This window comes from Brevundimonas sp. GW460-12-10-14-LB2 (assembly GCF_001636925.1).
GTDB classification, from domain to species: domain Bacteria; phylum Pseudomonadota; class Alphaproteobacteria; order Caulobacterales; family Caulobacteraceae; genus Brevundimonas; species Brevundimonas vesicularis.
The window spans coordinates 3231143-3253723 of record NZ_CP015511.1 but is presented as its reverse complement, the minus strand read 5'-3'; the positions used below and the strand labels follow the sequence as shown (position 1 = coordinate 3253723).

At 68.2% G+C, this 22581-nt stretch carries 17 protein-coding genes, 1 tRNA gene and 1 pseudogene; 10 read left to right on the top strand and 9 right to left on the bottom strand.

The window, feature by feature from the left end; genetic code table 11:
• Positions 1-12 precede the first annotated feature (12 nt).
• Both proB and A4249_RS16120 read left to right on the top strand, forming a co-directional pair.
• A complete protein-coding gene (proB, locus tag A4249_RS16125; protein ID WP_066554504.1) occupies positions 13-1170 on the top strand; it encodes a glutamate 5-kinase in 1158 nt (385 codons plus the stop codon).
• Positions 1167-2429: a glutamate-5-semialdehyde dehydrogenase gene (locus tag A4249_RS16120; RefSeq protein WP_066554502.1), complete on the top strand. Its 1263-nt coding sequence runs from the start codon at positions 1167-1169 to the stop codon at positions 2427-2429. Before proB ends, A4249_RS16120 begins: the two co-directional genes overlap by 4 nt.
• Positions 2430-2607: 178 nt before the next feature.
• Here A4249_RS16120 and A4249_RS16115 read toward each other — a convergent pair whose 3' ends face one another.
• Entirely contained in the window at positions 2608-5019 is a 2412-nt protein-coding gene (locus tag A4249_RS16115; RefSeq protein WP_066554500.1) for a membrane-bound PQQ-dependent dehydrogenase, glucose/quinate/shikimate family, read from the bottom strand.
• Between the two features lie 232 nt (positions 5020-5251).
• Between A4249_RS16115 and A4249_RS16110 the strand changes: the two genes are divergently transcribed.
• The 5 genes and pseudogenes from A4249_RS16110 (at position 5252) to A4249_RS16090 (ending at position 13555) form a co-directional block, all read left to right on the top strand.
• Positions 5252-6679: an NAD(P)-dependent oxidoreductase gene (locus A4249_RS16110; protein ID WP_066554497.1), complete on the top strand. Its 1428-nt coding sequence runs from the start codon at positions 5252-5254 to the stop codon at positions 6677-6679.
• Positions 6676-11187 (top strand): glutamate synthase large subunit, encoded by a 4512-nt coding sequence (gene gltB / locus A4249_RS16105; RefSeq protein ID WP_066554495.1) that lies wholly within the window; start codon positions 6676-6678, stop codon positions 11185-11187. Before A4249_RS16110 ends, gltB begins: the two co-directional genes overlap by 4 nt.
• A 29-nt stretch (positions 11188-11216) precedes the next feature.
• Positions 11217-12530: an ammonium transporter gene (locus tag A4249_RS16100; RefSeq protein ID WP_066554493.1), complete on the top strand. Its 1314-nt coding sequence runs from the start codon at positions 11217-11219 to the stop codon at positions 12528-12530.
• Between the two features lie 272 nt (positions 12531-12802).
• Entirely contained in the window at positions 12803-13240 is a 438-nt protein-coding gene (locus tag A4249_RS16095; RefSeq protein WP_066554491.1) for an Hsp20 family protein, read from the top strand.
• A gap of 64 nt (positions 13241-13304) precedes the next feature.
• A pseudogene (locus A4249_RS16090) lies at positions 13305-13555 on the top strand (DUF1150 family protein).
• A gap of 32 nt (positions 13556-13587) precedes the next feature.
• Here the strand turns inward: A4249_RS16090 and ptsN are convergent.
• From ptsN to A4249_RS16050, 8 genes are all read right to left on the bottom strand, one after another.
• Positions 13588-14055, bottom strand: a complete 468-nt coding sequence (gene ptsN, locus A4249_RS16085) for a PTS IIA-like nitrogen regulatory protein PtsN (protein ID WP_066554489.1) — start codon at positions 14053-14055, stop codon at positions 13588-13590.
• A 78-nt stretch (positions 14056-14133) separates the two neighbouring features.
• Positions 14134-14778 carry a ribosome hibernation-promoting factor, HPF/YfiA family gene (gene hpf / locus A4249_RS16080; RefSeq protein ID WP_055754032.1) on the bottom strand — a complete coding sequence of 215 codons (645 nt, stop codon included), beginning with the start codon at positions 14776-14778 and terminating at the stop codon, positions 14134-14136.
• A 74-nt stretch (positions 14779-14852) separates the two neighbouring features.
• Entirely contained in the window at positions 14853-16352 is a 1500-nt protein-coding gene (gene rpoN, locus A4249_RS16075) for an RNA polymerase factor sigma-54 (protein WP_066554485.1), read from the bottom strand.
• Between the two features lie 290 nt (positions 16353-16642).
• Entirely contained in the window at positions 16643-17434 is a 792-nt protein-coding gene (gene lptB, locus A4249_RS16070) for an LPS export ABC transporter ATP-binding protein (RefSeq protein ID WP_066554484.1), read from the bottom strand.
• 30 nt (positions 17435-17464) lie between these two features.
• Positions 17465-17959, bottom strand: coding sequence for an LptA/OstA family protein (locus A4249_RS16065; RefSeq protein ID WP_066554482.1), 495 nt, complete (start codon positions 17957-17959; stop codon positions 17465-17467).
• Positions 17956-18615: an LPS export ABC transporter periplasmic protein LptC gene (lptC, locus tag A4249_RS16060; protein WP_045809723.1), complete on the bottom strand. Its 660-nt coding sequence runs from the start codon at positions 18613-18615 to the stop codon at positions 17956-17958. The genes A4249_RS16065 and lptC overlap by 4 nt, the downstream gene beginning before the upstream one ends.
• 7 nt (positions 18616-18622) lie before the next feature.
• Positions 18623-19237 (bottom strand): ribonuclease D, encoded by a 615-nt coding sequence (locus A4249_RS16055; protein ID WP_066554475.1) that lies wholly within the window; start codon positions 19235-19237, stop codon positions 18623-18625.
• A 146-nt stretch (positions 19238-19383) separates the two neighbouring features.
• Positions 19384-19470: transfer RNA gene (locus A4249_RS16050), tRNA-Leu, on the bottom strand.
• A 224-nt stretch (positions 19471-19694) separates the two neighbouring features.
• On the opposite strand from A4249_RS16050, the gene A4249_RS16045 reads away from it, so the two are divergent.
• From A4249_RS16045 to A4249_RS16035, 3 genes are all read left to right on the top strand, one after another.
• A complete protein-coding gene (locus A4249_RS16045; protein WP_066554470.1) occupies positions 19695-20555 on the top strand; it encodes a WecB/TagA/CpsF family glycosyltransferase in 861 nt (286 codons plus the stop codon).
• Positions 20556-20648: 93 nt separating this feature from the next.
• Positions 20649-21986, top strand: a complete 1338-nt coding sequence (locus tag A4249_RS16040; RefSeq protein WP_082854206.1) for an FAD/NAD(P)-binding protein — start codon at positions 20649-20651, stop codon at positions 21984-21986.
• 50 nt (positions 21987-22036) lie between these two features.
• The gene (locus A4249_RS16035) at positions 22037-22579 is read left to right on the top strand and encodes a polysaccharide biosynthesis/export family protein (protein ID WP_066554469.1); all 543 of its coding nucleotides are present in this window, start codon (positions 22037-22039) and stop codon (positions 22577-22579) included.
• Positions 22580-22581 lie beyond the last annotated feature (2 nt).

The following is a 22581-nucleotide window of genomic DNA, read 5'->3' as shown; positions in this document are numbered from 1 at the left end:
ACAGAAAGCTTCATGTCCCAGCGCGCCGCCCTCCCCGTCGGCCCGAACGCTGCGTCGGCGCTGAGCGCCGCCCGGCGGGTCGTGGTCAAGATCGGATCCTCCCTGCTGATCGACGCGGCCACGCGCCAGCCGACGCGCGACTGGCTGGCCGCCGCCGCCTCGGATCTGGCGGCGCTGAAGGCTGAGGGGCGCGAAGTCATCGTCGTCTCGTCCGGCTCGATCGCCCTCGGCCGGGGCCGGTTGCCCGCGCTGGGCGCACGGCTGGAGGACAAGCAGGCGGCGGCCTCGGTCGGACAGTCGCTGCTGATGGCCGCCTGGTCAGCGGCCTTGGACCCGCACGGCCTGATCGCGGGCCAGGTGCTGCTGACGCGCGACGACACCGAACGCCGTCGGCGGTGGCTGAACGCCCGCGCGACCGTCGAGGCCCTGTTGACCCACGGCGTCATCCCCATCGTCAACGAGAACGACACGGTGGCGACCGAGGAAATCCGTTACGGCGACAACGACCGGCTGGCGGCGCGCACGGCCCAGCTGGCGCGGGCGGACCTGCTGATCCTGCTGTCGGACGTGGACGGCCTGTACACCGCCGATCCACACCGCGATCCGAACGCCGCCCATCTGCCCCTGATCGAGACGCTGAGCCCCGACATCCTGGCCATGGGCGGGGGCGCCAACGCGGACGCGGGCGTGGGTACCGGCGGCATGGCGACCAAACTGGCGGCGGCCCAGATCGCGCGCTCGGCGGGTTGCGCCACCATCATCGCCTCGGGCCAGACCCTGTCGCCGCTCAGCGCTATCCGCGACGGCGCGCGCGCCACCCTGATCGCCGCCCCCGACGGGCCGATGGCCGCCTATAAACAGTGGATCGCCGGCAGCCTGTCGCCGACGGGAGTCCTGACGCTGGACGCCGGGGCGGTCACGGCGCTGAAGGCAGGCAAGAGCCTGCTGCCGGCCGGGGTGACGGGCGTGTCCGGCGGCTTCGAAAAGGGCGACTGCGTGCGCCTGATCGACCCGGACGGTCGCGCCGTCGGGGTGGGGCTGGCCGCCTACGCCGCCGACGAGGCTGCGCGCCTTCGCGGCCGCCGCTCGGACGAGATCGAGACCCTGCTGGGCTATCGCGGCGCCTCGGTGCTGATCCACCGCGACGACATGGTGCTGGACGACCGATGACCGATCTGAAGACCCGAATGCTCGACCTGGGCCAGCGCGCCCGCGCCGCAGCCATGCTATTGCGCGAAGCCCCCGCCGCCGCCCGCACCCGCGCGCTGGAAATCCTGTCTGCAAGGCTGAAGGCCGCCGAGCCTGCCCTGCTCGCCGCCAATGCCCGCGACGTGGAGGCCGCCCGCGCCAACGGCATGACCGAGGCCCTGATCGACCGCCTGTCGCTGAGCCCCGCCCGCATCGCCGGCATGGCCGAGGCGGTGGCGACCATCGCCGCCGTGCCCGATCCGCTGGGCGTCGAGACCGAACGCTGGACCCCCGCCAACGGGCTGGACATCGCCCGTGTCCGCACCCCCATTGGCGTGCTGGGCGTGATTTACGAAAGCCGGCCCAACGTCACCGCCGACGCCGCCGCCCTGTGCATCCGCTCGGGCAATGCCGCCATCCTGCGCTGCGGCTCCGACTGCCTTCAGTCCTCCCTAGCCATCGCCGCCCTGATCGCCGAAGCCCTGGCCGAGGCCGGACTGCCCGCCGATGCGGTGCAACTGGTCGACACTCCCGACCGTGAGGCCGTCGGCCTGATGCTGACCGGGCTGAGCGGCGCCATCGACGTCATCGTCCCGCGTGGCGGCAAGAGCCTGGTCGCTCGCGTCCAGGCCGAGGCGCGAACGGCCGTGCTCAGCCATCTGGAAGGCCTGAACCACACCTATCTGCACGAGGCCGCCGATCTGGAGACCGCCCGCGCCATCGTTCTGAACGCCAAGATGCGCCGCGTCTCGGTCTGCGGCGCGACCGAGACCCTGCTGGTGGACCGGGCGGCGGCCCTGCGCCTGCTGCCCCCCGTCGCCGCCGACCTGATCGCCGCCGGTTGCGAACTGCGCGGCGACGAAGCGGCCTGCGCCCTGGTTCCCGCCATGACGCCCGCGACCGAGGCCGACTGGACCACCGAATATCTGGCCCCGATCCTCGCCGTCCGCGTCGTAGACGATCTTGAGGCCGCGACCGACCACATCGCCCGCTACGGCTCGGGCCACACCGAGGCCATCGTCACCACCGACGCCGAGGCCGCCGAACGGTTCGCCGTCAAGGTCGACAGCGCCATCGTCCTGATCAACGCCTCGACCCAGTTCGCCGACGGCGGCGAGTTCGGTTTCGGCGGCGAAATCGGTATCTCCACCAACCGCCTCCACGCGCGCGGCCCGGTGGGGGCGGAGCAGCTGACCACCTACAAGTACGTCGTGCGCGGCCAGGGCCAGATCAGGCCGTAGGTCGCGCACGCTCTCCCTCCCCGTTCGGGGAGGGTGGCTGAGCCGAAGGCGAGGCCGGGTGGGGGCGGCTGGCGACATCCCGCTGAACGAGAAAAGGCGGCTCGTTTCCGAGCCGCCCCCACCCGGTCGCTGGTGCGACCGCCCTTCCCCCGCGGGGGAGGGAGATTGGTGCTTCGTCTCAGCCGCGCTGCGGCAGCGCATAGGCGATGACGTAATCGCCCTCCGGCGTTTCCATGAAGTGATGGCCGGCGGCGACGATCACCAGATACTGGCGGCCGTTCTGTTCGTAGATCATCGGGTTCGCCTGGCCGCCGGCGGGCAGGACGTCGGACCAGACGGTCTTGCCGGTCTCAATGTCGATGGCGCGGATCAGGTCGTCGGTCGCTGCGGCGATGAAGATCAGGCCGCCCGCCGTGACCACCGAGCCGCCGTTGTTCGGCGTGCCGATTTCCAGCGGCAGCATCGAGGGGATGCCGAACGGGCCGTTCTTGCGCGCCGTGCCGAACGGACGGTCCCACAGGGTCTTGCCGCTCTGCACGTCGATGGCGCGGATCCCGCCATAGGGCGGCTCCTTGCACAGCAGGCCGGTGAAGGGCATCCGCCAGCCGGCGTTGACGTCGATCGCATAGGGCACGCCCATCTGCGGATCGCCCGCGCCCTCGGCCTTGGCGCCCTCGCCGGTCGTTTCTTCCTGATAGCGAGGGTCGTCGCGGGGGAACCAGCCCAGCTTGTTCGCCTCGGCGCGCGGCACCAGACGGTTGTAGTTGGGCATGTCGTTATAGTTGGCGATGATCACGCCGCGACGCGGATCCAGTGCCACGCTGCCCCAGTCCGAACCCCCGTTGTAGCCCGGATATTCGATGAAGCGACGGTCGGCAGTCGGCGGCGTGAACTGGCCCTGGTACGACGCCTTCTTGAACTGGATGCGGCAGATCATCTGATCGATCGGCGACATGCCCCACATGTCGACTTCGCGCAGGTCAGGCTTGGCCAGGGTGTTGAACAGCGAATAGGGCTGGGTCGCCGCACGCTGCGCCGGTTCAACGCCGCCGCGCGGGGCGGGACGATCCTGAACGCCGTGCAGGGGTTGGCCCGTGCGGCGATCCAGCACGAAGATTTCGCCGCGCTTGGACGGCAGGATCACCGCAGGAGTCACGCCCCCTGCGGTCGGCATGTCGACCAGCGTCACCTGTGAACCCAGGTCATAGTCCCAGACGTCGCGGCGGACGGTCTGATAGCTCCAGCGCGGCTTGCCGGTCGTGACGTCCAGCGCGACCAGGGCGCTGGAATACTGGTTCTCCTGGGGCCGGCGCAGCGACGAATAGTAATCGGCGGCCGAGTTGCCCATCGGCAGATAGACCAGGCCCAGGGCTTCGTCGCCCGTCGCTGTCGTCCACATGTTTGGCGTGCCCGGCGTATAGGTCTGACCGGCCGGCGGAGCGGTGGTGATGTCGGGACGCATCATGTCCCAGGCGAAGCGCAGCTGGCCGGTGACGACGTCATAGCCCTGAATGACGCCCGAGGCGTTCCAGCGTTTCTGGCCGTCCAGAACCTGATGGCCCGTGACGATGACGCCACGCACGACGACGGGTGGCGAGGTGATCGACACCATGCCGGGATAGGGATTGCCCATCCCTTCCTTGATGCTGACGGCGCCGTTGGTTCCGAAGGCGGGGCAAGGCACGCCGGTGCGCGCATCGACCGCGATGATCCGGCCGTCCAGCGTGCCTTCGATGATGCGCGTCGCGCAGGGCTGGGCCTGGTCGACGTTGGGTGTGGCGTAATAGGTCACGCCCCGGCAGGCGGCGGTGTAGGGGATTTGTTCGTCCGCCACCTTGGGATCATAGGCCCATTTCTGCCGACCTGTGTCAGCGTCCAGGGCGAACATCTTGTTGCGACCCGAGCAGAGATAGACGGTGTCGGCGATCTTCAGCGGCGTGGTCTCGGCGCCGAACCGTTCGCCGGGCAGATCGCCGGTGCGGAAGGTCCAGGCGCGCTCCAACTGGCCGACGTTGGTCTTGTTGATCTGGTTCAGCGGCGAATAACGTTGGGCCGCGTCCGATCCGCCATAGGCGGGCCAGTCCAGGCCGGCCTTGATCAGGGCGGGATCACCGAATGGTCCGCGCGCGCCGGGCACCGGGCTATCGACGCCGGGCGCGTTGATCTGTCCGACCACCAGGCCGAACACGACCGTCAGGGCCGCCAGCCCGAGCGCGCCGAAGCTTGCCGTCTTGCCGCCGCCGCGCGACCGCAATACCGGCAGCGTCGCCAGCACCAGGAACATCAGCACCAGCGGCCCGACCAGGCGTGGGATCATGGCCCAACCGTTCAGGCCCTTCTCCCACAGCGCCCAGATCACTGTGGCGACGAAGACCGCGCCATAGAGCCAGGCCCCACGCACGTCGCGATAGACAAGCAGAAGGCCCGACACGATCAGCGCCAGGCCCGCGATCAGATAATACCAGCAGCCGCCCAGCATCGCGAGCTGCACGCCGCCGACCGTCAGCACCAGACCGATCACGGCCAGCAGGATCCCGAGCAGCAACGTCAGCCATCCCCCAAGGCCGGTCGGGGTTGTCCATCGGGGCATGGGCGCACTCTCTGTGGTCTGCTGAAATCAGTCTTTCGAACGCCTCGAGACTGCGCCGGTTCCTATTGTCGCACCCCTGGAACAAAATCCTGTTGCGGCGCAAACGGCCACCATCAGCAACTTTTGACGACAAAACGCGTCCGATTGGATGATTTATTCTTTTTGTTTCGCTGAGAACGCCTCGCGGCAATAATATTTGCCTCTAACGCGTCGTTTGCGGCATATGCGAGATATGCATAAGACCCTGAAGCAAGGCGGGACATTCGTCGTCGAACCCCGCCGCCTGTCCAAGGCCTCGGCCGAACTGCGTGCACGCGGTTTCGGGGAGATCACGATTCCGCCCTCCACCGAGACGGCCGAGAAACAGGCGTCGCGCTGCACCGACTGCGGCGTGCCCTTCTGCCAGAACGCCTGCCCGCTTCAGAACAACATCCCCGACTGGCTGCGCCTGTCGGCCGAGAACGAGCCGCGCGAGGCCTGGCGCGTCGCGTCCCTGACCTCGACCATGCCCGAAATCTGCGGCCGCATCTGCCCGCAGGACCGACTGTGCGAGGGGTCGTGCACATTGAACCAGTCCGGCTGGGACGCCGTGACCATCGGCTCGGTCGAGGCCTGGCTGGGCGACCAGGCCTTCTCCAACGGCTGGGTCGAGCCGATCCGCCCGGCGGCCGAACGCGGCGAAACGGTCGGCATCGTCGGCGCCGGCCCGGCCGGTCTGGCCGCCGCCGACCGCCTGCGCTGCGAGGGCTATCAGGTCACGGTCTATGACCGTCACGACCGCGCCGGCGGGCTGCTGATCTACGGCATCCCCGGCTTCAAGCTGGAAAAGCATGTCGTGCAGCGCCGCGTGGACCGATTGATCGACGGCGGCGTCCAGTTCGTGCTGGGCTGCGAGGTCGGCAAGGACGTGACCCTGACCGAGCTACGCGAGCGCCACGACGTCGTCCTGCTGGCTATGGGCGTCTATCAGCCCCGCATCCTTTCCGCGCCGGGTCGCGGGCCGGACTCGACTGTCGCCGCCCTGTCCTATCTGACCCACCAGAACCGCCGCGACCTGGGCGACGCCGAACAGGACGGCTGGCACGAGGCGCGCGGCAAGCGGGTCGTCGTCATCGGCGGCGGCGACACGGCCATGGATTGCGTCCGGACCGCCGTCCGTCAGGGCGCGGCCAGCGTCACCTGCCTGTATCGTCGTGACCGCGAGAACATGCCCGGCTCGGCCCGCGAAGTCGTCAACGCCGAGGAAGAAGGCGTCGTCTTCGAATGGCTGGCAGCGCCCAAGGCCCTGCTGTCGCAAGGCGACCAGGTCACGGGCGTGCGCGCCGCGCGCATGCAGTTGACGGAAGGCCTGCCCGGTCAGCGTCGCGACATCGTGCCGGTTCCCGGCGCCGACTTCGACGTGCCGGCCGACATCGTCATCGAGGCCCTGGGCTTCTCGCCCGAGCCGTTCGCGGCGCATGAGGCCGATTTGCGCCTACGCGACGACGGCACCATCAAGGTGGGTTCGGTCAGCTTCGCCACCAGCCTGCCCGGCGTCTTCGCCGCCGGCGACGCGGTGCGCGGCGCCTCCCTGGTCGTCTGGGCCGTCCGCGAAGGCCAGGACGCCGCCGCCGAGATCGACCGCTACTTCAAGACCCGCACCGAGGAGGTCGCGGCATGACCTGGCTGAACAAATACGAACAAACCCGCGACCGGCTGGAAGCCGGCCACGCCTATGACCGCGCCTCCGAGCGCGACGCCTGCGGCGTGGGTCTGGTCTGTTCGATCGACGGCACGCCGCGCCGCGACGTGGTCGAATATGCGATCCGCAGCCTGAAGGCCGTGGCCCACCGCGGCGCGGTCGATCCCGACGGCCTGTCGGGCGATGGGGCGGGCATCATGGCCGAGCTGCCGCAAGGCTTCTTCGCCGAACAGGTGGCCTCCATCGGCCAATCCCTGCGTCCTGGGCCCATCTGCGTCGGTCAGGTCTTCCTGCCGCGCACCGACCTGGGGGCCCAGGACCGCGCCCGCGCCATCGTCGAGACCGAGGCCCTGCGCGCCGGCTTCTGGATCTATGGTTGGCGCCAGACGCCCATCGACCTGTCGGTCGTCGGGACCAAGGCCGGCGCGACCCGGCCCGAGATCGAGCAGATCATGCTGGCCCCGCCGCTGGACGACGCGGGCCAACCGCTGGATGGCGAGGCGCTGGAGCGCGAGCTGTATCTGTGCCGCCGCCGCATCGAAAAGACGGTCAAGACCGAGAACCTGGCCGGCGTCTATATCTGCACCCTGTCCGCGCGTTCCATCGCCTACAAGGGGATGGTGCGGGCCGAACTGCTGGGCGACCTGTATCCCGACCTGGAGGATCCGCGCTTCGTCTCGGCCTACGCCGTTTTCCACCAGCGCTATTCGACCAACACCTTCCCCGAATGGAAGCTGGCCCAGCCCTTCCGCATGATGGCCCACAACGGCGAGATCAACACGCTGAAGGGCAATCTCAACTGGATGAAGTCGCACGAGATCCGAATGGCGGCCGGCGCCTTCGGCGACCGCGACGGCGAGGTCAAGCCGGTGGTTCAGCCGGGCGGATCGGACTCCGCCGCCCTAGACAACGTCATGGAGGTGCTGGTCCACGCCGGTCGCCCCGCGCCGATGGCCAAGGCCCTGCTGATCCCCGAGGCCTGGGCCAAGGACGACGTGGTCATGCCCGCCGAACACCGGGCCTTCTACGCCTATTGCAACGCGGTGATGGAGCCGTGGGACGGCCCGGCCGCCATCTGCGCCGCCGACGGCCGTTGGATCGTGGCGGGCAAGGACCGCAACGGCCTGCGTCCGCTGCGCGCCGTCGAGACGGTCGATGGCCTGCTGATGGCGGGTTCCGAAGCCGGGCTGGTGCCGATCCCCGAGAGCCGGGTAAAGCGCCGCCTGCACATCGGCCCCGGCAAGCTGATCGCGGTCGATCTGAAGCACGGCCGCGTCTATGACGAGCATGAGGCCATCGACGCCCTGTCCGCCGCCCACCCCTATACCGAGTGGCTGGACAATATGGTGGATCTGGAGCCGATCATCGGCCCCGGACCCGAGCCGCGCTCGGCCTCCGGCGAGGCCCTAACCCGTCGTCAGATCGCCGCCGGATACAGCCGCGAGGACCTCGATCTGCTGCTGGACGCCTTGGTGCGCGATGGCAAGGAGGCGGTCGGCTCCATGGGCGACGACGCCCCGCCCGCGGTGCTGTCGGCCCTGCCCCGCCCGCTATCGCATTACTTCCGCCAGAACTTCAGCCAGGTCACCAACCCGCCGATCGACCCCCTGCGTGAAGCGGGCGCCATGAGCCTGAAGACCCGGTTCAAGAACCTGGGCAACATCCTGGCCGAGGAAGAGGCCCAGACCGACGTCTTCGTGCTGGACAGCCCCGTCCTGACCAACGGCATGTACGAGCGGATGATCGAGACGGTCGGCGCCGGCTCCACTGTGGTCATCGACTGCAGCTACGCCCTGCCGTCCAACGACGCCCGTCCGGGCGCCGGCCTGCGCGCCGCGCTGGACCGGATCATGAACGAGGCCGAGGCCGCCGCCCGCGACGGCGCGGCCCTGATTGTGCTGACCGACCAGGCCGGGTCGGCGGATCGGCTGGCCGCACCGATGATCCTCGCCACCGCCGGGGTCCACGGCCGCCTGACCAAGGCGGGCCTGCGCTCCTACTGCTCGATCGTGGTCCGCACCGCCGAAACGCTGGACCCGCACGGGTTCGCGGTCCTGGTCGGGGTCGGCGCCACCACCGTCAACGCCTGGCTGGCCCAGGATCTGTTTCAGGAGCGTCTGGACCGGGGCCTGTATCCCGGCCTGACGCTGCGCGACGCCTGCCTGAACTACAAGGCCGGCATCGAGGCGGGCCTGCTGAAGACCCTGGCCCGCAAGGGGATCAGCGTCGTCTCCGCCTATCGCGGCGGCTGCGAGTTCGAGGTGTTGGGCCTGTCGCGCGCCCTGACCGCCGAGTTCTTCCCCGGTGCCCCGTCGCGCATCTCCGGCATCGGCCTGGCCGGTCTGGAGCAGGCGGCGATGAAGCGGCACCGCATCGCCTGGGGCGAGGCCGTGCCCTCGCCCGCCATCGGCGGCTTCTTCAAGATCCGGTCGGGCGGCGAGGCCCACGCCCACGAGGCCAAGACCATCCACCTGCTGCAGGACGCCTGCAACCGCGGCGACTACCGCCGTTTCAAGCAGTTCTCCGAGGTCGTCCGCGCTCAGGCCGACCTGTCCCTGCGTGACCTATTGGACTTCCGCGAAGGCACGCCCATTCCGCTGGACGAGGTCGAAAGCGTGTCGGACATCCGCCGGCGCTTCCTGACCCAGGCCATGTCGCTGGGCGCACTTGGCCCCGAGGCGCATGAGACGCTGAACATCGCCATGAACCGCATCGGCGCCCGCTCGGTCTCGGGCGAGGGCGGTGAGGATCCCGAACGCTATCACCCGCGTCCTAATGGCGACGACGCCAACTCGGCGGTGAAACAGGTGGCCTCTGGCCGGTTCGGCGTCACGGCCGAATATCTGAACCAGTGCCGCGAGATCGAGATCAAGGTCGCCCAGGGCGCCAAGCCCGGCGAGGGCGGGCAACTGCCCGGCTTCAAGGTCACCGAGTTCATCGCCCGGATGCGCCACGCCGTGCCCGGAACGACCCTGATCAGTCCGCCCCCGCACCACGACATCTATTCGATCGAGGACCTGGCCCAGCTCATCTATGACCTGAAGGCCATCAACCCCGATGCGCGGGTGACGGTGAAACTGGTGTCCGCCTCGGGCATCGGCGCCATCGCCTCGGGCGTGGCCAAGGCCAATGCGGACGCCATCCTGATCGCCGGCCACAACGGCGGCACCGGCGCCTCGCCCCAGACCTCGATCAAACACGCCGGCCTGCCGTGGGAGATCGGCCTGGCCGAGGCCCATCAGGTGCTGACGCTGAACAATCTGCGCGGCTCGGTCACGCTGAGGACAGACGGGGGCGTCCGCACCGGTCGCGACGTGGTCATCGCCGCCATGCTGGGGGCTGAGGAATACGGCGTTGGCACCGCTGCCCTGATCGCCATGGGCTGTCTGATGGTGCGTCAGTGCCATTCGAACACCTGCCCCGTCGGCGTCTGCTCCCAGGACGAGCGGCTGCGCGAGAAGTTCACCGGCACGCCCGACAAGGTGGTGAACCTGTTCACCTTCATCGCCGAGGAGACGCGCGAGATCCTGGCGTCGATCGGCGCGCGCACGATGGACGAGATCATCGGCCGCACCGACCTGCTGCGTCAGGTCCGGCGCGGCGGCTCGCACCTGGACGACCTGGACCTGAACCCCCTGCTGGTTCAGGTGGACGAGGGCGCGGCTGGCAAATGGGCCGACAAGACGACCCGCAAGCCCATCGCCGACAGCCTGGACGCCGCCGTGCTGAAGGACGCCGTGCGCTTCCTGGATCGCGGCCAGACGCTGGAGTTGTCCTATCCGCTGAACAACACCCAGCGCACGGTCGGCGCGGCCCTGTCCTCGGCCATCGTGCGGCGCTTCGGCGCGCAAGGCCCGGCGGGCCGTCTGAAGCTCCGGCTGGAAGGCATCGCGGGCCAAAGCTTCGGCGCCTTTGCGGCCAAGGGTCTGGAACTGCATCTGACGGGCGAGGCCAACGACTATGTCGGCAAGGGGCTGTCGGGCGCCGAAATCTCGATCCGCACGCCCGAATGGCGCGAGGATCAGCTGATCTGCGGCAACACCACCCTGTATGGGGCGACCTCCGGCCGGCTGTTCGTCGCCGGCGCGGCGGGCGAGCGGTTTGCGGTCAGAAACTCGGGCGCCGAGGCCGTGGTCGAGGGGCTGGGCGCGCACGGCTGCGAATATATGACAGGCGGGCGCGTGGTCGTCCTGGGTTCGGTCGGCTGGAACCTGGCGGCGGGCATGAGCGGCGGCGAGCTGTTCGTGCTGGACCAGCCTGGCCATGCCGAGCGCGCCCTGAATGGCGATCTGGCGGGCGTGACCGACATGGACGAAGAGGCGGCTGATCGACTGAAGGGCCTGATCGAGGCCCATCTGGCCGCGACGGCCTCGCCCTTGGCGCGACGTCTGCTGGCGGATTGGGACAACGGCCTGAACCGCTTCGTCCGCATCGTGCCCCTGACCGACATCGTCGCCCGCACGGAACGCCTGAAGACCTCCGCCTGACACCGAACCGCCTGCCTTAGAAAGCCGCCATGACCCGATCCGCCGCCCTCGCCGTCACACTCGTCGCCGGGGCGGCGGCCTTCGCGTCTCCCGTTCTCGCCGCACCGGCCCTGCTGACGCACCAGGCGCCGTTGGTCATCGATAATGCGGCGACGGCCTGGATCCTGACCTCGACCGCCCTGGTGCTGCTGATGACCCTCCCCGGTCTGGCGCTGTTCTACGGCGGCATGGTCAGGAAGAAGAACATCATCAGCGTCGTCGCCCAGTCGGCGGCCGCCTTCGCCATCGTCTCGGTCCTGTGGTTCCTGGTCGGCTACAGCCTGTCGTTCGGCAAGGGACCGGAGGCGACCAACGGCGTCATCGGCGGCGTGCAGGCGGCCTTCCTGAACGGCGTGACGGCCCAGACGGCCCACAGCCTGCTGCCCGGCCTGCCCGAACTGCTGTTCGTCAGCTTCCAGATGACCTTCGCCATCATCACCCCGGCCCTCATCGCCGGCGCCTTCGCCGAGCGGATGAAGTTCTCGGCCAGCCTGCTGTTCTTTGGCCTTTGGCATCTGATCGTCTATGCGCCGATCTGTCACCAGGTCTGGGGCGGCGGCTATCTGGGCGGGCTGGGCGTGCTCGACTTCGCGGGCGGCGCGGTCGTCCACGTCAACGCCGGTATCGCCGGCCTGGTCTGCGCCCTGGTGCTGGGGCCGCGTCACGGCTTCGGCCGCGACAACATGGCCCCCGCCAACCTGGTCTATAGCGCCATCGGCACAGGCCTGCTGCTGGTCGGCTGGCTGGGCTTCAACGCAGGGTCGGCGGGCGCGGCGGATGCGCTGGCCGCCACGGCCGCGCTCAACACCATCCTGGCCGCCGGAGCCGCCGCCCTGGGCTGGATGACCATCGAACGGTTCGATCGCAAACGTCCGACCTTGCTGGGCCTGTTGTCGGGCGTCGTCGGCGGTCTGGTCGCCATCACCCCCGCCGCCGGTTTCGTCGATCCCAAGGGCGCCTTCTTCATCGGCCTGATCGGCGGCCCGGCCTGCTATGCGGGCGCGGTCTGGCTGAAGCACGCGCTGAAATACGACGACAGCCTGGACGCCTTCGGAGTTCACGGCGTCGGCGGCATCGTCGGCGCCCTGCTGACCGGCGTCTTCGCCACCACGACCGTCAACGCCCTGTCGGACGGCGCGACCGTGTGGAAACAGGCCGTCGGCTTGGTCGGCGTCATCGCCTGGAGCGCCGTCGGCACCTTCGTCGTCCTGATGATCTGCAAGTTCACCACGGGCCTGCGCGTCACCAAGGACGAAGAGGTCGAGGGGCTGGACTATACCCAGCACGGCGAGGCCATCCACTAGGGGCGCCTTCGCCCCGTCCGTCATCCTCGGGCTCGACCCGAGGACCGGATCATCCGCCGCTTCGCGTTAGAAGTCGGCCCCGGCCGCGCGACGTTCTTCTGTATGAGCGGCGCAACGCCTGATCCTCGGGTCGAGCCCGAGGATGACGAGATTGGGGACCGCCGGCCCCAAACGGTTGATCCCGCCTTCGCCAGCCCCCATCTTCATCTGTGACGGACGGTCTTGCCGATTGCGGGAGACCGACCGCTCGGTCGCTGACGCAAGGACCCCAGATGACGACGACGCGCACCCTCCTGTTCGACAGCCCCTTTCTGCTGGGCTTCGACCACACCCGCGCCCTGATCGACCGCGCCGCCAAGGCCGCGGCCGAGAGCTATCCGCCCTACAATGTCGAACAGATCGGCGATGCGGGCGTCCGCATCAGCCTGGCCGTCGCCGGGTTCGCGCCGGACGAACTGGCCATCACCCTGGACGGCCGGCAGCTGACCATCGCCGGCAAGCGCGACGACGCCGGCAGGGGTGAACAGGCCTTTCTGCATCGCGGCATCGCGGCGCGTGGCTTCGTTCGCAACTTTGTCCTGGCCGACGGGCTGGAAGTCGAGGGCGCCCGACTGGAGCACGGCCTGCTCCACGTCGACCTGATCCGGCCCAAGGCCGAGCGCCAGGTTCGGCGGATTCCAATTACGTCCGGGCCCATCGCGGCCGGCTGAAAACCACAGCCATTCGAACCGCCCGGCGATCCGGGCGTTGTCAAATATGAAGGAGGCGGTCCTAATGACGCCGATGACGATGACCAAGGAAGACTTTGCCGGATTGGGCGCCCCCGACCTCGTGTATGTGCGCGAGATCAAGGCTTCGGACCTGCTTGAAGAAGCGGTCGAGATCAAGGACGTGGATCTGAACCCCGGCCAGATGCTCTATGCCGTCCACAGCGCCGACGGCGAGCGTCTGGCGGTCATGATCGACCGCGATACCGCCTTCGCCGCCGCCGTGGCGCACAGCTGGAGCCGGTTTCCGTTCATTGATCTCATGGATGGCGGCGCGCAGGCGCCGCCGTTCAGGCCGCCGTCGCGGCCGTGGCGTCCTTGACGAACAGGGCGCGGATCGCATCGGTCGTGCGCGCCTGTCTCAGTTGCTCCCGCAGCTCGGGCGACCGCAGCGCGCGCGACACCGCCGCCAAAGCCCTGAGATGCTCGGCCCCCGCCTTGGGCGGTGCGAACAGGCCGACGATCAGATCGACCGGCCGGTCGTCCACCGCATCATAGGCCACAGGCGTATCCAGCCGCACGAACACCGCCGTCACCTTCTCGACCTCGGTGAGGCGCGCGTGCGGCACCGCGACCCCGGATCCCAGCCCGGTCGATCCCAGCGTCTCGCGTTCCATCAAGGCGTCGAAGATGCGGGCTTCGTCGATGCCCAGCGCATGCGACGCCGCCTCGGCCAGGGCATGAAGCGCCTGTCGCTTGGATGACGCGCCGCTGCGCAGCACCACGCCCTTGGGCGCGAGCAGATCACCGATGTCCATTACACAACCTCGATACACGCAGCAGACAACGGCGCGGCCGCCCGTTTAGAGACAACCGCGCCGAAGTCAAACTGAGGCTTAGTTCACCGAACCGTTGGACTTGGCCGTCCGTTCGGGATCGATCCATCCCACATTGCCGTCCGGACGACGATAGACGACCGCCAGACCGCCGTGAGCCGCGTTGCGGAACAGCACGACCGGATAGCCCGTCATGTCCAGCTCCAGCACAGCCCGTCCGACCGTAATGGTGCGGATTTCGTGCTCGGTCTCGGCGATGACCATCCCCACCGGCGGCGGGCCGTCGTTCTCGCCGGTGTCGCCGAAGACATCGTCCTCCACGCTGTCGGGATCACGCAGCACGATGCTGCGTGCGACTTCGCGGGCGGCGTTTTCGGTCTTCTCGGGCGACAGACCCTTGGGTCCGATGTGGTGATCCTTGAGCCGGCGCTTGTAGCGGCGAACCCGCTTTTCGAGCCGATCCAGCGCCTCGGTGAAGGCCGAGTGGGCGTCGCCGCCCATTCCGGTCGTCACCAGGGTCTGGCCCGACGCGAGGCGGACCCAACAGTCCACCTTGAAGTTGTGGCCGTCCTTGGACACCACGACCTCGGCGTCTTCACCGCCTCGGGCGAAGTATTTTCCGACCCCGTCTTCGAGTTCCTGGGAGATGCGCGAGCCTAACGCTTCGCCGACATCCACTTGCTTGCCGCTGACTTGGACTTGCATGCCGATAGAACGCGCCCGACCCGATTTGGTGTCAATCCAGATCACCGATTTGTGGTCACGCTTGGCTGTGGATGTCAGCCGGTCTTCATCATCCGGCGGCGCTCGACCGAGGACGGAATCCTCAAGGCTTCCCGATATTTGGCCACAGTGCGGCGGGCGATGTCGATGCCCGTTTCCTTCAGGATTTCCACGATCCGGTCGTCGGACAAAACGTCACCCTCGACCCCCTCGCTGTCGATCATGGATTTGATCTTGTGACGGACAGCTTCGGCCGAATGGGTCGATGCGCCATCCACCGACTGGATGGCGGCGGTGAAGAAGAATTTCAGCTCGAACACGCCCCGCGGCGTGGCGATATATTTGTTCGACGTGACGCGGCTGACCGTGGATTCGTGCATGCCGATGGCGTCGGCGACGGTCTTCAGATTGAGCGGCCTCAGGAACTCGACCCCGAAGGCCAGGAAGGCGTCCTGCTGGCGCACGATCTCGGATGAGACCTTCAGAATAGTCTTGGCCCGCTGATCCAGCGACTTGACCAGCCAGTTGGCCTGGGCGGCGCAGTCGGCGACGAAGGTCTTTTCGGTGTCCGATCGCGCGCCGGCCTGAACCAGGCCGTGATAGCGCTTGTCGACCAACAGGCGCGGCAAGGTGTCGGCGTTCAGCTCGACCCGCCAGCCGCCGGCGGGATCGGGCCGCACGTGCACGTCGGGCACGACCGTCTGCGCCGGCTCGCCGCCGAAGCCTGCGCCCGGACGCGGCGTCAGCGCCCGCAGTTCGGCGATCATGTCGGTCAGGTCCTCGCCATCGACCTCGCAGACACGGCGCAGGCCCGCCAGATCGCGCTTGGCCAGCAGGTCCAGATTGTCCAGCAGCGCCGCCATCGCCGGATCGAACCGGTTGCGCTCGATCAGTTGCAGCTTCAGGCATTCCGGCACCGACCGCGCCATGATTCCGGTCGGCTCGAAGCCGTGACAAACGCTCAGCACCGCCTCGATCCGCTCCAGCGGCACGCCCAGCCGGTCGGCGAACTCGGTCAATTCCCCCCGCAGATAGCCGCCCTCGTCGGTCGCATCGATCAGGGTCAGGGCGATGCCGTGGTCGGCCGGCGACAGGCCCGCGCTCGACGCCTGGGCCTGAAGATGTTCCCACAGTGTCAGCTCGTGCGCGTCGGGCCGCTCGCCCTCGCCTTCGAACATCTGGCCGCCCTTGCCGGCGCTGGACCAGTCCGACAGCCCCGGCTGGGCTTCGTCAGTCATCCGGTCGCTGGTGCGCTCACCGGGGGCGGCGTCGCCATAGACATCGTCCGAACCCGCATCCATGCCGGACACGGCCTCATGTCCGACCCCGTCGCCGAACGACATTTCACCGTCCGCCGTCGTCTCGACGCGCTCGACCGGCTCGGGCGTCTCGCCCTCCGGCTCCTCACGTTGCAGCAGCGGATTGCGTTCCAGCTCGGCCTCGACGAAGTCTTCCAGCTCGAGGTTCGACAGTTGCAGCAGCTTGATCGCCTGCTGCAGCTGGGGCGTGATGACCAGCCCCTGCCCCTGCCTGACCTCTAATCGTTGCCCGATCACGTTCGAAATCTTCCCGCCCGGCCGCCGAGTGGCCCGGAACTTGCTGGGGCAGAATGTCGCCTAACCGGTTAACGCGAGACGAACGCGGCCTCGAACCCCTTCGTCATCCTCCGGCAAGCCGCGGCTTCGCGGCGCAGACCGGTGGACCCAGCGGCGCCGAAGGCGATCTCACCCCCGCACGATATTGAAGAGCCTGCATCCGCGAGAGTTTCGCGCTCTCGCGCGCCGCTGGGTCCCTTGGTCTCCCCCCGCTTTCGCGGGGGTCGCCGGAGGATGACTACACCGTCAGATCAGATGTAGTTTTCGCCCAGGTACACCCGGCGCACTTCGGCGTCGTGGATCGCCTCGTCCGAGGTGCCCTCGAACAGCACGGCGCCGTTCGAGATGATCGAGACCCGGTCGGTGATGTCCAGGGTCTCTCGCACATTGTGGTCGGTGATCAGCACGCCGATGCCCTGGCTGGCCAGATAGCGGATCACGGTGCGGATGTCGGCGATGGCCAGGGGATCGATGCCGGCGAAGGGTTCGTCCAGCAGCATGAAGGACGGGCGCCCCGCCAGAGCGCGCGCGATCTCGACGCGACGCCGTTCCCCGCCCGACAGGCCGGTGGCCGGGGCGTGCCGCAGATGGTCGATGTGCAGTTCGTTCAGCAGCCGGTCGGTCTCGGCGCGGATCTGGTCGCGCGGATAGTTCAGCTCGACCACCGCCTTGACGTTCTGCTCGACCGTCATGCCGCGAAAGATCGAGGCCTCCTGCGCCAGATAGCCCAGGCCCATGCGGCTGCGCTGGTACATCGGCTGGCCGGTGATGTCCTCGCCGTCCAGCCAGATCGCGCCGGCGTCCGGCGGGATCAAGCCCGTGATCATGTAGAAACAGGTCGTCTTGCCGGCGCCGTTGGGGCCCAACAGGCCGGCGACCTCACCGCGCTGCACCGTCAGGGACACGTCGCGCACGACCTGACGCTGGCCGAACGACCGGGCCAGGTTCATCACCCGCAGGCCCTTTTCCGCAGGCGCGGGCGCCACGGCGGCCGGTTGGGGCCGCTCGTCCAGGTTCAGGGCTGACAGTTCCTTGCGCGCCAAATGCTCAGGTCCGTGACGGGCCAGACGGCCTCAGTTCGAGTTGGGATAGAAGACGCCCTGCACGCGGCTTCCGGCGGCGCCGCGCGGCGCGCCGTCCATGCGGGCAGTTTCGGTGTTGATGTTGTAGACCAGGCGCGAGCCGGTCAGGACGTTCTTGCCCTGGGTCAGGATGACGTTGCCCGTCACCTCGATCTCGCCGTTGCCGAGATTATAGACGGCGCGGTCGCCGCGCATCGACTGGTCGGGCGTCACGAAATAGACGGTGCCGCTGGCCTCGGCGCGTTGCAGATCGCCGCCCTCTCCGCTGACCAGGGTCAGGGTGTCGGCGCGGAAACGGTTGCCGCCCTGCGTCGCCTCGGCCCGGCCGCGCAGGATGATGCGATTGGGGGCGTATTCGACCGAGTCTGCGCCATAGGCGACGGGCTGATTGGTCGCCTGGGCCTGCGCGTCAACCAAGGCCGGCATGCCCACGACGGCGGCCGCCGCGACGACAGCCAGCGCCTTCGAAATCTTCGTCACGATCATCCGCCTGACCCCTTGGGCGTCAGAACGCCCTTCACCTTGTTGTCGCCTGCGCCGTCGAACACGACGCGCTGTCCCTGATCGTAGATCGCATAGGACGATGCGTTGATGGTTCCAATAGGGCCGGAACCCTGAACGCCCTTTGAACCGGTGACGTTTCCGGTCGAGGTGTCGACCACCGCCTCGGGCGTGGTCAGGACGAAGCCCGTGCCGCCGTCCGAAATGCGCACGTTCGGGCCGATCGTCACCGTCTTGGCCTGCTCGTCATAGATGCCGCCGTCGGCGGTCAGTTCGGTGACCTTGCGCCCGCCCAGGTTCAACTTCAGCGCCGGGCCGATCAGTTTGAACTTGCCGGTATTGGGGTCGCGCACGGCGCCCTGGGCGCCGACGGTGAAAGCGCGGCCTTGCGCGTCCTGACCGTGGAACAGGGGGGCGTCCAGGCGAACTTCCTGGCTCTGGCTGGCCTTGCGCTCCACCCCCGACATGACGGTGCGGAACACAGTCCAGGTCAGGGCGCCGCCCGCCAGCACCAGGATGACGATCGGCAGGACGCGGCGATAAAGCTTCACCCGCCGCGAGCGCGCGCGCCAGCGGGCGCCGGCCAGGGCGACCCTGGCCTCGTCGGCCTCGATGCGGGACTGTTCGCCGTGTTCGGTCAAGCGCGCCTCAGCTGTGGGCGAAGATGTCGGTCTCGTCCCAGCCGGCCAGGTCGAGCGCCGACCGCGTCGGCAGGAAGTCGAAACAGTCAGCGGCCAAATCGGTTCGCCCTTCGCGCGCCAGCATCATATCCAGCTTGGCCTTGGCCGCATGCAGATACAGGACGTCCGACGCCGCATAGTCCAGCTGCGCCTGGCTCAGCGTCTCGGCGCCCCAGTCCGACGACTGCTGCGCCTTGGACAGGTCCACGCCCACCGTCTCGCGCACTACGTCCTTCAGCCCATGCCGGTCGGTATAGGTGCGCGCCAGCTTGGAGGCGATCTTGGTGCAGTAGACCGGCCGCGTCTCGACGCCGAGGTGCAGCAGGAACATGCCGATGTCGAACCGGCCGAAGTGGAAGATCTTGGTCACCGCCGGATCGGTCAGCACCCGCTTCAGGTTCGGACAGTCATAGGCGGGCCGGTTCAGCCGCACGACATGGGCGTTTCTGTCGCCCGACGACAGCTGCACCACGCACAGCGGATCGCGGCGAAAACGCAGGCCCATGGTCTCGGAATCGATGGCGACCTCGGACCCCAGGTCCAGATCGTCGGGCAGGTCGCCCTCATGCAGGTAAACGGTCATGCTCAGGCTCTTACACGGCGAACGCGGCGCGCGAAACGGGCAAGCTCAACCACGAACGGGCCTCAAGCAGCGGAGCGGCGCGCGCGAAGGCGATAGGCCAAAACAAAGAAAGCGCCGCACCGTTCGGTGCGACGCTTTCTGAAAAATGGTGCCCAGAAGAGGACTCGAACCTCCACGGCCGTTAAGCCACTGGCACCTGAAGCCAGCGCGTCTACCAATTCCGCCATCTGGGCCCCGTCGGCAGCGCCTTGCGGCGTTTCCATCGGGAAGGCGCGGACCTCTAAGGGAGGCTCCGGGCGGGGTCAACAAGGATTTTTCGCCTTTGCGAGATTTCTTGCGCACGCGGCGCGGCAAGCCTGGCCGCGCATCATTTTCGATCCGCGTTCGGCGGTGACTTAATGGGCGCTAAGCCTGTTTTCTAACCCCGTCTTGAGTCCAGGTCGCCTAGAAGCGCCTGATGGCGGACCCGTCTCTCAGCCCCTCTGCGCCAGAGCGCTTCGTCCCGGAGCGCCGCGCCCGGCCGCGCGCGCCGTTTCGCCAGAACCGCCGCGCCCACGAGCGAGTGACGATCCTGGGTCAATCGATGGATCTGGTGAAGCCGGAAGAGGTGCTGCACCACATTCAGCAGGCGGTGCGACAGGGCGAAAAAAGCCTGATCGCCAATCACAATCTGCACAGCCTGTATCTGATGCAGAAGCGACCTGAACTCGGCGCCTTCTACGACAAGGCCGATCTGATCGAGGTCGATTCGACGCCGCTGCTGGCCTTCTCGCGCGCCCTGGGCCTGCACAGCCGGGGCTTTCACCGCTGCACCTATCTGGACTGGCGCGACCATTTCTGGAGCGTGGCTAACCGTCAGGGCTGGCGCGTCCTGTCCGTCGGCGGCGCGCCCGGCGTCGGCGACGAGGCGGCCCGCCGGCTGAAGCTCCGCTATCCCGAAGCCGACATCGCCATCCACCACGGCTTCTTCGACGCTCGGCCCGGTTCGTCCGAGAACGCCGCCGTCCTGGATCGGATCACGGCCTTCCAGCCCCATATCCTGTTCGTCGGCATGGGGATGCCGCGCCAGGAGCTATGGATCGCCGAAAACTTCGAGCGCCTGCCCGATTGCGTCATCCTGTCGGTCGGCGCCGCCTTCGACTATGAGGCGGGGGCTCAAAGCCCGGCCCCGCGCTGGATGGGACGCGCGGGCGTCGAATGGGCCTATCGCCTGCTGCACGATCCCAAACGGCTGTTCGTCCGCTACTGCGTCGAGCCCTGGACGCTGCTCCCTCTGGCCCTGCGCGACATCCGCAAGACCAGAGGTCGCAGCCCCTGATCACGTTATTCCTACTGGCCAGATAGATATTTATCGCCATGATCCCTCTGGCCCGCCGCGTGTTATCGACAGCGACGGAAACGGGAAACGGGGGTGCGCGTGCCGCAGCAGAATGGACCGCATGTCGCCATCGTCGGCGCGGGTTTCAGCGGCCTGCTGACTGCCGTCAATCTGCTGAAGGCCTCGCGCGATGTGCGCGTCACCCTGATCGAACGGCGCGGCGTTTTCGGTCCCGGCACCGCCTATGACACCGGCAATCCCGGCCATCTGCTGAACGTCCGCCTGGACAATATGAGCGCCTTTCCCGACCAGCCCAGCCACCTCGCCGACTGGCTGGCCGAACAGCCGTCGTGGCGCGCCCAGGACGGCTTCATCACCCGCGGCGTCTATGGCGACTATCTTCAAGCCCTGCTGGATGAGGCGCTGGACGACGCCCCCGACCGACTGAACCTGATCGGCGCCGAGGCTCAGTCCATCGATCGTCAGGACGACGGCTGGCGTATCCTGACCAGCGACGGAGCAGTCGCGGCCGATCAGGTCGTGCTGGCGCTGGGCAATCTGGAGCCCGCCTCGCCCCCCGGCGTCGAGGACGCGGTGCGCGCCTCCCCCGCCTATGTCGAAAACCCCTGGCGGTTCGATCCCCAGACGGCGCGCGACGCCCGCAATGTCCTGCTGATCGGTTCGGGCCTGACGATGGTGGATGCAGCCATCACCCTGCGCCGACCCGGACGCCGCCTGACCGCCCTGTCGCGTCACGGGCTTTTGCCCCGCGCCCACGCGACCGTGCCGCCCACGCCCTATGTCGGCGCCTTTTCGGGCAGCCCGGCCGAAATCCTGCGTCAGATCCGCAACGCGACGGCCGAGGCGGATTGGCGCGCCGTGTTCGACCGCCTGCGCCATTCCGCGCGCGACATCTGGCGCGGCTGGTCGCGGGTCGAGCGCAGCCGCTTCCTGCGCCATCTGCGTCCCCTGTGGGACGTGCATCGCCACCGCCTGTCGCCCGGCCCGGCCCGCGACATCCATTCCATGCTGGCTGCCGGCGAACTGACGATCCTGGCCGGCAAGCTGACCGAGCTGAAGGCGACCGACGTCATCGAGGTCTCGTGGCGTCCGCGCGGAAAGAAGCGCGCCATCAAGGAGCGGTTCGATCTGGTCGTGAACTGCACCGGGCCGCTGGGCGTGATCTCCAAGAGCACCGAGCCGATGATCCGCGACATCCTCGACAAGGGTTACGGACGCCCGGACCCCTTGGGCCTGGGCCTGCAGGTCGATGACGAGGGCGGTCTGCTGGACGGGGCGGGCGCCCCAGCGCTCGGCCTTCACGCCATCGGCCCCCTGACGCGCGGCGCCTTCTGGGAGATGACGGCCGTGCCCGACCTGCGCGGCCAGGCGCGCGATCTCGCCGCCCGTATCCTGTCGAACCGCCCCTAGACCGGAACAACCGACGCGTTTAGCCTTCACACTCGGAACCATCGGGGGCGATGACAGTGGGGGCAAGAAGAGGCATCGGCCTGCTGATCGCGGTCCTGTCGCTGGGCCTGACGGCCTTTGCGCCTCAGAGCGTGTCGGACTATCGGCTCGCCTCCGCCGACAAGGTGCGCATCGACGTCTTCGGCGAGGCAGCGCTGGGCGGCGAGTTCGTGATCGACGCCAACGGACGTATCGCCCTGCCCCTGATCGGCGAGGTCCAGGTTGCGGGTCTGACGAGCGCCCAGCTTCAGGACGCCGTCGCTCAAGCCTTGAGCCAGGGCTATCTGAACCAGCCGCGCGTCACCGCCCAGGTCCTGACCTATCGGCCGATCTACATCCTGGGCGAGGTCAATCGGCCGGGAGAATACCCCTATCTGCCGGACCTGACGGTGCTGAACGCCGTGGCGACGGCGCAAGGCTTCACCTATCGCGCCAATACGCGCCGTGTCTTCGTGCGTCGCGCCGGATCACAGGTCGAAGAAGCCCAGCCGCTGACCGCCGATGCGCGTGTTTCGCCCGGCGACACCCTGCGGATCGGCGAACGCTACTTCTGACC